Here is a 14,291-nt window from a genome sequence, read left to right as displayed (position 1 = left end):
CTCGCGCGGGGCGAACCGACTGCGGCCGTGCGTTCTCGAACCGTGCCGCGTAGTGAACTGTACCCAGGGTTTATGACACCAGCCACATCGACGAGGAGTCGATGTGCGACATCACACCGGGTCGACCCGGACCGTCATCGCGCGGTGGTGACGAACTGTGCTCGCGCGAGCTCGGCGGCACCGATCATCCCCGCGGCCTCACCCAGTTCGGTGCTGCGAATCCGTGCCAGCGGGCGATGGCCCGCGCCGGTGACGAGCTCGGCGTACTTGTCCGTGGCACGAGCGAGAAATTGGCTCGACGAGGTGGCCACACCGCCGGCCAACACGATCAGGTCGGGGTCGTACACATCGCTGACCATCGACAGTCCGACGCCCAGCCAGTGCGCGAAATCCTCCATGGTGCGTCGGCCGATCGAGTCGCCGTCGTGCGCGGCGCTCGCGATCCGACGCCCGGTCAACGAGCCGGGGTCGAGGAAGACCTCGCGCGCCAACCTCGTCGAGGACGACGGGTCGGCGGCCAGCAACTCCACCGCCGTATCCACCAATGCAGTACCGCTGCAATACCGCTCCCAGCACCCGCGCTTGCCGCAGGGACACACTCGTCCGTCGGGCACCACCTGAATGTGACCGAGTTCGGGTGCCACCCCGTGGCTCCCTCGATAGATTCGACCGTCGATGAGCAGCGCCGCACCGATTCCCGTTCCGATCGCCACCATCACCACGTTGCGGCCACCCGATGCCGCTCCGAAACGGTATTCCGCCCACGCGGCGGAGTTGGCGTCGTGTTCGAGCAGGACCGGTAGTCCGATGCGTTCGCTCATCTCGGTTGCGACCGGGGTGTCGACCCACGGTAGGTGCGGGGCGAACCGGACCGTCGTACGGTCGGAATCGATGAAACCCGCCACCGCCAGACCGACAGCAGCGATGTCGTGTCGGCCGGCCAGTTCCTGCACGGCCCGGTCGAGACCATGCTCGAGCGCACGAGCAGTGTGGGGCGTGGGTGCTGCGGTCGAGTCGAGCACCTGACCGTCCGCGTCGACAACCGAGGCGCGCAGGCTCGTGCCGCCCACGTCGATCCCGACCGTCAATCGCTGATGATGACGCTTCATTCGTTCATGCCTTCCTCGGCCGTCCCCCGCACGGCGATGGTCACTCCTTGACCCGAACGGTAATCGGTACGAACGCCGGTCGACGAACGGACGGCGCAGAGGTGTCCTCCGACACGTCCGCGGCGGCGTCGACCCGGTCGGCAGCGGACGCGGTCGACTCGGTGCCTGGCTCGCTGCCGCGCGCAGCGGCGTGTTCGGTCCCCGGCGCGGTGTGGTCGATCAACAGCTGACGCAGGAGTGCGACGACGACGGCCCCTTCGGAGGCGACGAGTTCGACGAGATCGTGCCGTTCACCGCGTACCAACGCCGCGAGCGCGCACACCGGGCACCAGCTGCAGCCCTGCTGATCGCGATCCTGCTGTGTCTCGGCAACTCGACGGAGAATCGGTTCGAGACGTGTCAAAACGGTGTCGGCCAACGCCAGCAGGTCCGCCCCCAGCTCCGAATGCCCGGCCGTCACAGCATCTCTCCGGTCACCGCTCGGCCGCTCACAGCGGCCACACGTCGGGGTCGGGTCGGAAACGCACCACCAGGAACGGTCCGTCGAGTTCCGCAGAATCGGCGATGCACCGACGCAGCACCGACGCCAACGTGATGCGTCGCCGCCTACCGTCGGCACTCACTATCAAGTCGTCCTCCACTCGCCCCAGACCCAATGTGGTCGAATCGACTACCGGCAGCAGCATTCTCATCGCATACACGGATTCGAGTCCGCTCCCCGACTCGAGTTCCACCGACAATCGACCGGCCGGGCTCGAAGCACGTCGTTCGAGAGAGTGCGGTGCCAGGTGCTCGGCTACATCCTGCAAGGGGCCCAACCCTACCGGTTCGACTTCACGGTGCTCCACCTCCACGATCGGCACCGCGCCGACGCGTCGCCGGAGTTCGGCCACGGCGTCGAGCTGCGCGGCCCGCCATCGCTCGAACCAGAACACCGCAGGATGAACTCCGACCAGACCGATCGACGAGGAATTGAGGGCCGGAAGCATCCGGTTCACGAGCAATCGGTCGACGCGAACGCCGAACAGAGCCGCTGCGGAGAGCGTGCGTTCGGCGTCGACGACAGACAGGTGCTCGGGGGTGAGGACCACGGTTGCGCCGGTCCGGTCAGGGTCCGTGATGAGCGCCTGGACCGATTCGATCTGTCCGAGGATCCGCTCGATCATCGCCACCACGAGGGTGAGCCGCACGTCGGTTCCGGTGCCGGCGACCATGCGATCGTGGCGCGGCCACACGCGCTCGACGTAGGACGAGACGGTGTCGGGCAGCTGCAGCGTTCGCAGCGCATCCCCCGACGCCGGAAAATCGACTATCACTGTGTCCCAGCGACCTTCGTCGACGAGCCGGAATACCTCGTGCAATCCCAACAGCTCCTCGATACCCGGGAACCCCATCAGTTCCTCGGGCTCGATCGCGCCGAAACTCACGCCGTGTTCATGGCCCGCCGAGGCCACCGACAGCATCGAACCGAGACCGCGGTACCGCTCTTCGAGCAGCCGCGAGGTATCGATCTCGACGACGTCCAGGTTCGGAGCAACCGCTCCGATGCCCGAGTTCTCGTCGGTGTCACCGTCTGCGCCGAGGGCATCGCGGAGCGAGTGCGCCTGGTCGAGGGAGGCAATCAGCACCGCCCTGCCCGAGGCCGCGAGTGCAAGACCCGATGCACACGCCAAGGTGGTCTTCCCCGCGCCACCTTTGCCGATGAACAGCGATACCGTGGTGCGGGGTTCGGGGCGAGCGTCGGTCAGCCTTCGACCCGCTTCTTCAATTCCTTGAGCGCAGTATCGGTGATGACCTTTTCAGCTTTGCGCTTGAACAGGCCGATCATCGGAATGTTCAGATCGACGGTGAGCTCGTACGTCACGTCGGTGCCGTTGCCGGTCTCTCGCAGCGAGTACGACCCGTTCTGAGATTTCTGCATTTCGCCCGAGACGAGATTCCACGACACCGAATTGCCGTCCGCCGCCCAGTCGTACTCGAGCTCGTACGTGTCTTTGACCATTCCGGCGTCGAGTACGAACTTGACCCGCTTTCCCCGTCCGTCCGCACCGACTTCGAGGACCTCGACGGATTTCGCGGCGGACACCCACGTGGGATACGCGTCGAAATCGGCGATGACGTCCATGACCCGACTCGGTGGGGCTTCGACGACGATCGACCTCTGGGTTTTCTCCGCCATGACTACTGGTCCGCTTCCTCTCGGGTACTTCGATCCGCTTCGTTCGCTGCCTGCTGTGTAACCCGCGGCAGGCCTATCTCACACGATCGAACCGCCGACGCACAACGCGAACCGGCCGACCGTACCGCGCGGTTCATTCGGGAGCTGAACTCGACGCTACGTGGTGGGGTGCCTCGCCCGCTGACCTCCCGGCCTCGAGCTCCCGCTTGAGCTCGAAAGTCATGGCGCGTCCGGCCACCCGACGCGCATGCTGCTCGGTGGCAGAGTCGTTTGCTCGGGCCGGCTCGGCGTGCAGGAAGTAGTGGACGATCACGCCATCGAGCACGGGCTCGAGCCACAGCTCCATCGTTCCGACGACGCCGCCGCGCACCGCCCACCGAATGCCCTTCTCGCCGCGATCCTCGGTCACGGTCAGCGACAGGTCCGGCCACCACTGCCGCCATCGCTCCGACGAGGCGAACGCGTGCGCCACCGCCGCACCGGGCGCTGCCACGAATGTCTGATCCGCAACTTGAATACTGCTCATCGTCAGAGCTTCACATATCGGGTCCGAGACCAGGACCGCCGAGGCGCATTCGGGACCGTGCGCCCCGGGTCTAGAGTATCTGTGAAGCCGAGCTATCGACTTTCTCCATCCCGTTCGATCCGGAGGTAATCCCGTGCGCGAGTTCACTGTTTCCGCCGAGTACGACATCGCGGACACCGACTCGGCTGTCGACAGCGTCTTCGCCCGCGCTCGGACGTCGCCGGATGCCGTGGTGTTCCGTCGGCTCGACGCCGGCCGGTGGACCGATGTCGATGCCGCAGAATTCGAACGACTGGTCGTCGACGTTGCCAGAGGCCTCGTCGCAGCAGGTATCGAGCAGGGCGATCGGGTCGCGCTCATGTCGTCCACGCGATTCGAGTGGTCGGTCATCGACTACGCGATCTGGGCCGCGGGCGGGGTGACCGTGCCGATCTACGAGACGTCGTCCGCGGGCCAGGTCGAGTGGATTCTCGAAGACGCCGAGCCGGTTCTGTTGGTTCTCGAGAACGACGCGCACGTTCGGGAGACCGAAGCCGTCGTGGCTGCGGCACCGTCGGTACGTCGAACGTTCGTCATCGAGACGTCCGCAGGCGCGGGCGCAGTGCAGGCTCTGATCGACGACGGCGCGGATGTACTCGAAGACGTTGTGCACGAACGTGTCTCGACACTTCGTTCGTCCGATCCGGCCACGTTGATCTACACCTCGGGCACCACCGGTCGCCCCAAAGGTGTGCAGTTGACTCATGCGAACCTGCTGGCGGAGTCTCGCGGAATTCGCCAGACGTCGCTGAAAGCTCTTCTGACACAGGGCCGCAGTACGTTGATGTTCCTACCACTCGCGCACGTCCTCGCTCGCGCGGTGAGCATCGCGTCGTTCGATGCCGGAGTCACCCTCGGCCACACCAACGACATTCCCAACCTGGTCGCAACTTTCGGAACGTTTCGACCGGACTTCATTCTGTCCGTGCCGCGCGTGTTCGAGAAGGTCTTCAACACTGCGAAGCAGAAGGCACACAGCGACGGCAAGGGCAAGATCTTCGATCTCGCGACCGAGTGCGCGGTGGCGTGGAGCCAGGCGCAGGATTCCGGTGGCCCGTCGATCGTGTTGCGCGCCAAGCATTTCGTGTTCGACAAGCTGGTCTATGCCAAGTTGCGGACCGCTCTCGGCGGCAAGTGCGAACTTGCCATCTCGGGCGGCGCACCACTGGGAGCGCGCCTCGGCCACTTCTACCGCGGCATCGGCGTGACCATCTACGAGGGCTACGGCCTGACCGAAACCACTGCGGCTTTCGCGGTGAACACCATCGGATTCCAACGTGTGGGCAGTGTCGGACGCCCGCTACCGGGGAACACCGTCCGCATCGCCGACGACGGAGAGATCCAACTCCGCGGACCCGTTGTGTTCGACGGGTATTGGCGCAACGAGAAGGCGACGGCGGAATCCCTCGACGACGGGTGGTTTCGCACCGGCGATCTCGGATCCGTCGACGAGGAGGGATACATCACGATCTCCGGCCGCAAGAAAGAACTGATCGTCACCGCCGGCGGCAAGAACGTCTCCCCCGCGGGCCTCGAAGATCACCTTCGTGCCGGAGCACTGATCAGTCAGGCCGTAGTGGTCGGTGACCAGAAGCCCTTCATCGGTGCCCTCATCACCCTCGATCCGGATGCGTTCGACAAGTGGAAGTCCGCACACGGCAAGAACTCCGACGCCACCGCAGCGGATCTGCAGGCCGACCCCGATCTCGTCGCCGAGATCGACGCCGCCGTCGCCGACGCCAACAAGTCGGTCTCGCACGCGGAATCCATCAAAAAGTACCGCCTGCTCCCCCACGACTTCTCGGAGGAGAGCGGCGAACTGACGCCGACGATGAAGCTCAAGCGCAATGTCATCACCGAGGCGTACGCCGATGAGATCGAGGCGATCTACGCGAGGTGACACGCGTGGCGTGAGCCGCAAGGCGAGCGGACCACCCGGTCAGATCAGCGAACGCAGTTTCTCCGTCAGCACGTCCCAGCGCCATTCCTCGTCGACCCATGCCCGACCGGCGTTGCCCATCTGCGTCGCCAGTGTTCTGTCGGACAGGATCGTCACTATCGCGTCGGCGATGGAAGACACCGAAGTCCCGTCGACGACGAGCCCGGTCTTGTTGTGCTGCACAGCTTCCGGAGCGCCTCCGGACATACCGGCAACCACCGGAACGCCACAGGCCGACGCCTCGAGGTAGACGATGCCGAGCCCCTCGACGTCGAGGCCGGCGCCTCGGGTGCGGCTCGGCATCGCGAACACGTCGGCAATCGTGTGATGAGCAGCCAGTTCTGCCGACGGCACAGTCCCCGTGAACACCACGTGCTGCTCCATCCCGGTGGAGCGAACCAGTTCGCGCAACGTGTTCTCGTACGGACCGCCGCCCACGATCACCAGAACCGCCCCGTCCACCGCACGTCGGATCTGCGGTAGCGCCCGGATCAGAAAGTCCTGGCCCTTGCGCGGCACCAGCCGCGACAGACACAGAACCGTCGGTCGATCACCGAGACCGTACCGCGCACGTAACTCCGCCCTCGCGGCATCGTCGGGCACGAAGCGATCGGTGTCGACCCCCGGCGGCAGATGCTCGAGTGCCGCCGACGGCCCGAACGCCGAGCTGAATCGGCTGCGGGTGTACTTGCTCACGTAGGTCACCACATCGGTGTTCTCCCCGATGGTGCGCAGCGTCGCGCGACCACCGGGCACCATCGACCACCCCACCTCGTGGCCGTGCGTGCTCGCCACGATGCGATCCGCCCCGGCATTGCGCAGGTGTGACGACATCACCGCCAACGGGGCCGCTGCACCGAACCACACCGAGTCGCACCCTCGGGTTTTCACGATGCGTGCTGCGCGGCGAGCCACCAACGGAGTAGGCAGCATCAACGTGGTCGGATGCCTGATGACCTCGAAGGGTTGTTTCGCATCGAACTTCACGTGCGAATCACCGCGCCACCTCGGCGCGTAGACCACGAGCTCGTCGGCGGGCAACTGCGAGGCGAAACTGTGCAAATAGGACTGGATTCCGCCCGGGCGGGGCGGAAAGTCGTTCGTCACCAGAAGAGTACGACGCATGACGACAACCGTAGCGCTCCCGATCGGACAGCTCGCGTCGACGACGGCGACGTCAGCGTCAGCGCGACCGAGCGGCCACCCAGTTGCCCCACTCCGCGACGAATTGGGTTCGGCTCAGACTCAGGACCGAGGCGATCGCTGCGTCGACGACTCGGTCCGACCCGCGTTCGGACGCCAGCGCCTCGTACAACCTGCGCAACACCGACTCGCCGAATCGGTCGGCCACGAACGCGAACACCGACCACGCGGACTCGTACGCCACGTTCGAGCGGGTGCCCCCGGCACCGAAGTCCTCGTCCCTCGGCAACACGGTCGGCGGGCCGCCGTCAGCCACGATCGACGCCAGAGTAGGTGCCAGCTGCCGAAAGTCGGCTCCGGAATTGCGATACCCGGAGTAGTCGGCGAAACCCTCCGCCACCCACAACGCGGTGCCTTCCGCCGTCTTCGCCCGCGCCGCCACATGCGTCAACTCGTGCCGAAGCACCGAACGAAGAGTGAACGGAGTCAGCCGCGACGCGGCATCGGGACCGAACACCATCCGCTGACCCGTCGGACGCGACCCGCCGACCACCGCGTCGGACACGGTCACTGCGGCCACGTCCGTCGACGGCGAGGACCCCGTCGATTCGTCGAACTCCTCGGCCGCCGAACTCACGAACACCAGTCCGTCCCGGGCCCAGTCGGCTCCCCAGAAGTCGGTGACCGCAGCGGTCGCCGCGGGCAGCTCGGCGGCCACTTCTGCCACGAACTGCTCACGGTCGGGATGTCCCAACACCACCGACGTGCCGGATGCAGTGGCGACCGAGCGCACCGTCACGGGCCCGAAATCCCACGGACCGCGCCAGGTGTGGCGACGGTAGGTCGGCAAGTCGGCGTCGTCGACCAGTCGCCATTGGCCGTCACGTTCGGCGACCACCAGCGAGACCGGCCGGCGGGTCGGCGAAGCATCCGGGCCCTGCACGGCATACCGCAGGTACACCGGTGGAGCCCACACATCGGTCGCGTCGAGCTGCTCGGCAATGGACGACGGCACGGGGGTCTCGGGTTCGTCACCGATCTCGTAGTCGAAGTCCGAGAAAGGAACCGTCGGAACGACAGTCGCCCGGCGAACCTGCGCATCCACGAACGTCGGATCAGCGAGGGGGTCGAGCAACCCACGCAGCGCCGATTCGTCGCCGGAACGGAGGGCAGCCGCCCAGCGCTCGAGCATCTCGGTCACTTCGGCGCGGCGCTGCTCGTCGTAGGTCGGCGGATTCCGCGAGGCCGACGGATCGGAGAAAGTCGATGCGCTCGATGTCTCTGCTCCCGATGCAGGACCGTCGTGACGATGAACCAACAGCAGCGTCGACGCCACTGCCAGAACGACCAGGACTGCCGCCCATCGCGCCCAACCCGACGCGGTGAGCGCGTGGACAACGGACGGCCGTTCCCTACCGCTCATTCAGGCGTCAGTCGTCGTTCGCGGCACAGTCAGTATCGACGGGCCCCGTAGAACGGGAACGACGCCATCGACTGGACCTTCACCGGTACCCCGAAGGTGGAGGCATGCAGCACGTTGCCGTTACCGGCGTAGATACCGACGTGTGATGCGTCCGGGTAGAACAGAACGACGTCTCCCGGCTGCAGATCCTTCTGATCGACGGGAGTTCCGCCGGCAGCCTGAGCCTGACTCGACCGCGGCAACGTCTTTCCGACCTGCTTGTAGGCCCAGACGACCAACCCGGAGCAGTCGAAACCGTCGGGGCCGGTCGCTCCCCAGACGTACGGCTTGCCGATCTGTGTGAGACCGGCTTGCAACGCGCTGGCACCGGATCCCGGCGTCAAGTTCTTCAGAATCGTGGAGGGGTCGAAACCTTCAGGAAGCGCCGATCCCGCGAGGGCCAGCTGCTCGGACGAGGAAAGCGCGCTGTACGCGGCCATGACTTCGGCGATCTGGCCCTGAAGTTCACTCTGCTTCGCCTGCAGATCGTCGCTGACCGCTTTGGCCTGCTCGGCGGCTACTCTGGCCTGTTCTGCGGCGGTCGCGGCGGCCTGCTCTGCCGCGGATGCATCCGCGCTGGCCTGCTGGAACCGAGCTACCTGACCGGCTGTCTCGGCGGAGATGACATCGAGGGCCGACATTTGGTCGAGCAACTGTTGCGGGGAGTCGCTGACCATGACCGCGAACAACCGGTTGGTGCGAGCGCCCTGGTAGTTGACATTGGCCACCTTGTCCATGGCGGGTTTGAGCTGCGCCAGCTGCGACTGGGCGGCGTCGAGGGCCGCCCGACTGGCATCGACGGCGGTCTGCGCATCGAGCTGCTCGCGAGCCCGAGCGTCAAGATCGATCTGCGCGTTGTGCAGCGACTCGTTGGCCTGTTCCGACTCCCTGGACAGCTCCGCCAGCTTCGCCTGCGCGTCGGAAGCCGAGCCGAAGCCCGGATCGGCGGTCGCCGTCGTGATCGGCACCACCATGATGCACGCGGCCGCAACGGCTGTGGTCACCGAGCTACCTACTAGCCGTAGAACTCGGGTGGTTCTCGATATCGCCACGGAAAGCGACTCTCCGTCCTGACATATGCCATTCCAGCTGGAGTGGCGGTTGGAAAAAGTGACCGGAACCGAACGATACCCATGCTCAGCTGGGCGCGGACCTGAACACGGTCCGAAATCGACGCAGTCTGCAGGTGACAGATCACAAACCAAACGTCGGAGAGGTCTCGATCAGATTACGAACTGGGCGCTCTGCTGTCCACCGTACCGGCGTGTCACCCGAAAACCGTCCCCGGAAACGACACCAGGGCCGAACCGTCGAAACGGATCGACCCTGTCGGTCGGTACACAACTCCGGTCCGAGTGCTCGGCTCAGTAGCGTCGAGCGCCGTCGAACGGCATCGATGCCAGCGGGGCGACCTTGACCGGCACTCCGGAGGTCGATGCGTGGACGACGTTGCCGTCACCGACATAGATGCCGGAGTGCGAGCCGCCGTAGAACGACACCACGTCGCCGGGCATCAGGCTGTCTCGCGAGACCGGCGTGCCAGCGGCGGCCTGGTCGTAGCTGGTCCGCGGCAGGCTGATGCCGGCCTGCTTGTAGGCCCACTGGACCAGTCCGGAGCAGTCGAACGAGTCGGGACCCGATGCGCCGTACACGTACGGAGCACCGATCTTGGACTCGGCCGCCTGGACAGCCTTGGCAGCCGGGGTGACCTGCGGGGTAAGGGGTGCACCCGGAGCGGGCATGCCGGGAATGTTGAGGGGAGGGAGACCCGGGATGTCAGGAATCTCGAAGGTTCCGACGCCGGGGATGGTGACAGGGGCCGCCATTGCCGGTGCAGCGGGGAGAATCACCACGCCTGCCGTGAGCGCTCCGGCTACGAGAGCTCGCCGCAATGTTCGGTTGGAAAGTTGTGACGCCACGAAAGATGGTGCTCCGTTTCTTCCACTCGTCCGCCGACCGAGTTAGCTGACGGGTTCGGGCTGGGAAGAGCAGCCCTACCCACCGGCCACCATCGGTGACTCGGCGGGATTCACCCCAGTAAATATCGGGTTCCCGGTACGAACACTCTCGCGAGTGAACGATTAGGCGGTGACTTGCGACGCCACTCCGGTTTGGACTGGCAAGACTCCGCAAGGTCTCAGGAAGGTTACGAAATGGCATACCCCTGTGTCGACCCCAACGCGCCGAACGGACCGAATTCGGCCGTGTTCTCGCTACCCGGCGCGTTGATCGCCCGGTGTGTCACGAGTCGATAACAGGGGAACATCCGCGGTGCCGTCGTCGTTCATCACGAGCTTGAGCGCGGGCACCATACCGACCTCGGCGAGTACTCCCATGGCACCCAGTTCTTCCTGCTCGAGGGTGATTCGAGACGGCGAACCGACCCATTGCCCATCCGATCTCTCGGGCATCCCAGGAGCCCCCAGAAGCACCGTCACAACGCAGTCGGCACAGGCGATGTCACGAACCAGGCAGTCACTGCAGTCGATGATCATTGTGATCCTTGTCTCTTTGTCGGGTCGGACGGTGTAATCGGCCGATCGAGCGAAAGATAGCGCCAGCCACCGACAGGTTCCGCGACTCGACGATCGGCACCGACCGACACGATGCCCTCCGACGCCGTGGTCGGCGTTCTTGTCGGAGGTCGGCCCTAACGTCGTCGCAGTGAGCCTGCCGATCCAGCTGACGTTCGACGAACTCGACACCCCACTTCACGCCACCACGTTCGTCGTTGTCGACCTCGAAACCACTGGCGGCAGCGCCGACACCGAGGCAATCACCGAAATCGGGGCAGTCAAGGTCAGAGGCGGCGAGATCATCGGCGAATTCGCTACCCTCGTCGACCCGGGCAGATCGATCCCGCCGTACATCGTCGAGTTGACCGGCATCACGACGGCGATGCTCATCGGGGCTCCCCGCATCGAACGCGTCCTGCCCGGATTTCTCGAGTTCGCTCGCGGATCGGTACTGGTGGCACACAACGCCGGATTCGACACGGGATTCCTCAAAGCCGCAGCGAGCCGACTCGACATCGCCTGGCCCCGCTTCCAGGTGCTCTGCACGGTCAAACTCGCCCGGCGAGTGCTCACGCGCGACGAGGCACCCTCGGTGAAACTGTCCGCCCTGTCGACGTTGTTCAGATCCAGCACTCGGCCGACTCACCGGGCACTGGACGACGCGCGTGCCACGGTGGACGTGTTGCACGGCCTGATCGAACGAGTGGGCAACCAGGGCGTGCACAGCTACGCGGAACTGGTCGACTACCTCCCTGCGGTGTCGGCGGGGCAACGGGCCAAACGCGGCCTGGCCGCCCACCTGCCCGATACACCCGGGGTCTACCTCTTTCGAGGACCGTCGGACGAGGTCCTGTACGTGGGCACCTCGAACAACCTCAAGCGTAGAGTGCGCAACTACTTCACCGGTTCCGAGACACGTGGACGAATGAAGGAGATGGTCTCGCTCGCCACTCGCGTGGACCACGTCGAATGCGCACACGCACTCGAGGCCGGAGTCCGCGAACTACGGCTGCTCTCCGCTCACGTCCCGCCTTACAACCGCCGGTCGAAGTTTCCCCGCAAAGGGTGGTGGGTCACCCTCACCGACGAAGCGTTTCCCCGTCTGTCGATCGTGCGCACTCCCGCACCGAACAGCCTCGGACCGTTCGCTGTTCGGGCGGACGCGGCGGAGGCCTCCGCCCTCGCGGCAGAATTCTGTCGACTTCGTACATGTACCCGCCGGTTGGGCCGCTCGGTTCGACACGGTGACGAGTGCACCGCGACGGACGTCGGTGGCTGCCCAGCGGCCTTCTCCGGGCCCCTGACGGCCGAGGAGTACTCCGGTGCCCCGGCGAAGTTTCTGGCGTTCGTGTGTGGACACGACGACGAGCTGCTGTTCGCGATGCGGCGCCGCGTCGCCGAACTCGCGGACCGTGAACTGTTCGAGACAGCCGCGCGTCTCCGCGATCGAATCGCCGTGACGGTGAACGTGCTCCGCAGAATGCACCGGGCGGCTGCCGTTGCGGCCATCGCCGAGCTCGTGGCGGCCAGGCGGACGGCCGACGGTGGTTGGGAGCTGATGGTGGTGCGCTTCGGCCGCTTGGCCGGGGCGGCCGTCGCGCCGCGAGGGGTGCACCCGATGCCCGTCGTCGATGCGATCACGGCGTCGGCCGAGACGGTGTTGCCCGACGCGACGCCACTTCGCGGTGCGCCACCGGAAGAGGTGGGCCTGATCGCGTCGTGGCTCCACGCGGACGGAGTGCGCATCGTTCGCACCAGCAGCGGCTACTGCAGCCCTGCTCGGTCTGCGGGTTCGTGGGAGGAGTGGTGTCGGACGGCCCGAGAAGCAACGCGGCAGGAGTGGAGCCCGCGGAACGACCGGTGAGGCAGGAGTGGAGCCCGCGGAACGACCGATGAAGCGAGGGTGGAGTCCGCTGAGCAACTAGTGTTGTCTCGGTTGGGTCGAGCTCGCGTCGTGTGCGGGCCCGGAGATGCGTGAGGAGCACAGATGATCAATGCCATCGTCTTGATCGACGCCGAGGCCGATCTGATTCCCGAGGCGGCGCAGGCCGTTGCGGATGTGGACGGCGTGTCGGAGGTGTATTCGTGTGCGGGCGACGTCGATCTGATCGCCATCGTCAAGGTGCGTGATCATGCGTCGATAGCCGAGGTCATCACCAAGCACATCAATCGTGTTCGTGGTGTTCGCAGTACGACGACTCACATTGCGTTTCAGTCGTATTCGAGTGCCGACGTCGATGCAGGATTCTCGATCGGCGAGTAGTTCGGTGTGATTCAGTCGGCCAGCGCGGTGGTGCAGCGTGCCCAGTCGGCAAGCAGGCGGGCCGCGGAACCGTTGTCGACAACCGTTGCCGCAGTTGCCAATCCGGCTTCGATTTGCTCGTGCAGGTTTCCCGAGACTCCTCGATGCGCGGCCATGGCCGCGGCGGCGTTGAGTAGCACGGCGTCACGGACGGGTCCGTGTTCGCCGGCGAATACGCGATGCGCCACTGCTGCATTGAATTTCGCGTCCCCGCCTCGGAGGGCCTCGATGGGCGCACGAGCGATTCCGTAATCGACCGGGTCGATCGAGTCGACGGTGACGGTCCCGTCGGACACCACGTGCACGGTGGTCGTGGTGGACAGGGTGATTTCGTCGAGCCCGTCGTCACCACGGACGACGAGAACCGAACTACCGCGTCGAGCGAACACGCCGGCGACGACAGGCACCAGATTCTCGAATGCACAGCCGATCAGTCCGGCGCGTGGGCGGCCGGGGTTGGTCAGTGGGCCCAGCACGTTGAAGATCGTCGGAATGCCGATCTCCTTACGCGCCGGACCGGAGAACCGAAGCGCGGGGTGGTGGATCGGCGCGAAGCAGAACCCGATCCCAACCTGCTCGACGCTCGACGCCACCCCGGCGGGCCCCAGGGTGACCCGCACGCCCAGCGCCTCGAGCACATCGGTCGTACCGCTCTTGGACGACGCTGCACGGTTACCGTGTTTGACGACGCGTATTCCGCTGGCAGCGACGACGATCGCGGCCATCGTGGAGATGTTCACCGTGTCCGCACCGTCGCCGCCGGTTCCGACCACGTCGACCGCGTCACGGTCGGTCTCGACCAGAAATGCGTGCGAGAGCATGGAGTCGGCGAGGCCCTCCAATTCCGCGGGAGTCGGGCCCTTCATCTTCAGCGCCACCCCGAAGGCAGCGATCTGCGCGGCTGTGGCGTTGTCGGACATGATCTCGTCCATCACCCAGCCGGTATCGGCGCTCGACAGGTCGGCGTGCGTGGTCAACGCTCCGAGGATTCGACGCCACGTTCGCGGCTGCTCGTCACTGGTCCCTGCGGTCATGGTGGATGTGCCGTGCCCTTCTGCTGTCGATGCGCTCGGTGC

General features: G+C 65.7%; 14 protein-coding genes and 1 riboswitch. Of the genes, 3 read left to right on the top strand and 11 right to left on the bottom strand.

Annotated elements, in window-relative coordinates:
* Nucleotides 1–134 precede the first annotated feature (134 nt).
* The 5 genes from QM588_RS06395 to QM588_RS06375 form a co-directional block, all read right to left on the bottom strand.
* The gene (locus QM588_RS06395; RefSeq protein WP_283312226.1) at nucleotides 135–1,109 is read right to left on the bottom strand and encodes an ROK family protein; all 975 of its coding nucleotides are present in this window, start codon (nucleotides 1,107–1,109) and stop codon (nucleotides 135–137) included.
* Nucleotides 1,110–1,149: 40 nt separating this feature from the next.
* Complete coding sequence (locus QM588_RS06390; protein ID WP_283312225.1) at nucleotides 1,150–1,569, bottom strand: hypothetical protein; 420 nt, start codon at nucleotides 1,567–1,569, stop codon at nucleotides 1,150–1,152.
* Between the two features lie 28 nt (nucleotides 1,570–1,597).
* Nucleotides 1,598–2,812 (bottom strand): ArsA family ATPase, encoded by a 1,215-nt coding sequence (locus QM588_RS06385; RefSeq protein ID WP_283312366.1) that lies wholly within the window; start codon nucleotides 2,810–2,812, stop codon nucleotides 1,598–1,600.
* 41 nt (nucleotides 2,813–2,853) lie between these two features.
* Nucleotides 2,854–3,288 (bottom strand): SRPBCC family protein, encoded by a 435-nt coding sequence (locus QM588_RS06380; RefSeq protein ID WP_027497370.1) that lies wholly within the window; start codon nucleotides 3,286–3,288, stop codon nucleotides 2,854–2,856.
* 133 nt (nucleotides 3,289–3,421) lie between these two features.
* The gene (locus QM588_RS06375) at nucleotides 3,422–3,814 is read right to left on the bottom strand and encodes a polyketide cyclase / dehydrase and lipid transport (protein ID WP_283312223.1); all 393 of its coding nucleotides are present in this window, start codon (nucleotides 3,812–3,814) and stop codon (nucleotides 3,422–3,424) included.
* A gap of 133 nt (nucleotides 3,815–3,947) precedes the next feature.
* Here QM588_RS06375 and QM588_RS06370 point away from each other — a divergent pair, with 133 nt between their 5' ends.
* Nucleotides 3,948–5,753 (top strand): AMP-dependent synthetase/ligase, encoded by a 1,806-nt coding sequence (locus QM588_RS06370; RefSeq protein ID WP_283312222.1) that lies wholly within the window; start codon nucleotides 3,948–3,950, stop codon nucleotides 5,751–5,753.
* A gap of 39 nt (nucleotides 5,754–5,792) precedes the next feature.
* Here the strand turns inward: QM588_RS06370 and QM588_RS06365 are convergent, their stop codons facing one another.
* The 5 genes from QM588_RS06365 to QM588_RS06345 form a co-directional block, all read right to left on the bottom strand.
* Entirely contained in the window at nucleotides 5,793–6,917 is a 1,125-nt protein-coding gene (locus QM588_RS06365; RefSeq protein WP_283312221.1) for a glycosyltransferase family 4 protein, read from the bottom strand.
* A gap of 58 nt (nucleotides 6,918–6,975) precedes the next feature.
* A complete protein-coding gene (locus tag QM588_RS06360) occupies nucleotides 6,976–8,358 on the bottom strand; it encodes a hypothetical protein (RefSeq protein WP_283312220.1) in 1,383 nt (460 codons plus the stop codon).
* Between the two features lie 29 nt (nucleotides 8,359–8,387).
* Nucleotides 8,388–9,371 carry a C40 family peptidase gene (locus tag QM588_RS06355; RefSeq protein ID WP_283312365.1) on the bottom strand — a complete coding sequence of 328 codons (984 nt, stop codon included), beginning with the start codon at nucleotides 9,369–9,371 and terminating at the stop codon, nucleotides 8,388–8,390.
* Between the two features lie 390 nt (nucleotides 9,372–9,761).
* The gene (locus tag QM588_RS06350) at nucleotides 9,762–10,316 is read right to left on the bottom strand and encodes a C40 family peptidase (protein WP_283312219.1); all 555 of its coding nucleotides are present in this window, start codon (nucleotides 10,314–10,316) and stop codon (nucleotides 9,762–9,764) included.
* A gap of 16 nt (nucleotides 10,317–10,332) precedes the next feature.
* Nucleotides 10,333–10,495, bottom strand: a riboswitch (cyclic di-AMP (ydaO/yuaA leader).
* 115 nt (nucleotides 10,496–10,610) lie between these two features.
* Complete coding sequence (locus QM588_RS06345; RefSeq protein WP_283312218.1) at nucleotides 10,611–10,808, bottom strand: hypothetical protein; 198 nt, start codon at nucleotides 10,806–10,808, stop codon at nucleotides 10,611–10,613.
* 253 nt (nucleotides 10,809–11,061) lie between these two features.
* On the opposite strand from QM588_RS06345, the gene QM588_RS06340 reads away from it, so the two are divergent.
* A complete protein-coding gene (locus QM588_RS06340; RefSeq protein ID WP_283312217.1) occupies nucleotides 11,062–12,777 on the top strand; it encodes a DEDD exonuclease domain-containing protein in 1,716 nt (571 codons plus the stop codon).
* 123 nt (nucleotides 12,778–12,900) lie between these two features.
* Nucleotides 12,901–13,176: an Lrp/AsnC family transcriptional regulator gene (locus QM588_RS06335; protein ID WP_027497377.1), complete on the top strand. Its 276-nt coding sequence runs from the start codon at nucleotides 12,901–12,903 to the stop codon at nucleotides 13,174–13,176.
* An 11-nt stretch (nucleotides 13,177–13,187) separates the two neighbouring features.
* Here the strand turns inward: QM588_RS06335 and trpD are convergent, their stop codons facing one another.
* Complete coding sequence (trpD, locus tag QM588_RS06330; protein ID WP_283312215.1) at nucleotides 13,188–14,249, bottom strand: anthranilate phosphoribosyltransferase; 1,062 nt, start codon at nucleotides 14,247–14,249, stop codon at nucleotides 13,188–13,190.
* Nucleotides 14,250–14,291: the final 42 nt, after the last annotated feature.

Origin of the sequence: Rhodococcus sp. IEGM 1354, from assembly GCF_030056855.1 — a bacterium.
GTDB lineage: Bacteria > Actinomycetota > Actinomycetes > Mycobacteriales > Mycobacteriaceae > Rhodococcoides.
This window is presented reverse-complemented; position numbering and strand designations above follow the sequence as displayed.

Coding starts and splice junctions, on each gene's coding strand:
- QM588_RS06395 (WP_283312226.1), bottom strand. CDS start 1,109: ATGAAGCGTCATCATCAGCGATTGACGGTCGGGATCGACGTGGGCGGC.
- QM588_RS06380 (WP_027497370.1), bottom strand. CDS start 3,288: ATGGCGGAGAAAACCCAGAGGTCGATCGTCGTCGAAGCCCCACCGAGT.
- QM588_RS06375 (WP_283312223.1), bottom strand. CDS start 3,814: ATGAGCAGTATTCAAGTTGCGGATCAGACATTCGTGGCAGCGCCCGGT.
- QM588_RS06365 (WP_283312221.1), bottom strand. CDS start 6,917: ATGCGTCGTACTCTTCTGGTGACGAACGACTTTCCGCCCCGCCCGGGC.
- QM588_RS06360 (WP_283312220.1), bottom strand. CDS start 8,358: ATGAGCGGTAGGGAACGGCCGTCCGTTGTCCACGCGCTCACCGCGTCG.
- QM588_RS06355 (WP_283312365.1), bottom strand. CDS start 9,371: ATGGTGGTGCCGATCACGACGGCGACCGCCGATCCGGGCTTCGGCTCG.
- QM588_RS06345 (WP_283312218.1), bottom strand. CDS start 10,808: ATGCCCGAGAGATCGGATGGGCAATGGGTCGGTTCGCCGTCTCGAATC.
- QM588_RS06335 (WP_027497377.1), top strand. CDS start 12,901: ATGATCAATGCCATCGTCTTGATCGACGCCGAGGCCGATCTGATTCCC.
- trpD (WP_283312215.1), bottom strand. CDS start 14,249: ATGACCGCAGGGACCAGTGACGAGCAGCCGCGAACGTGGCGTCGAATC.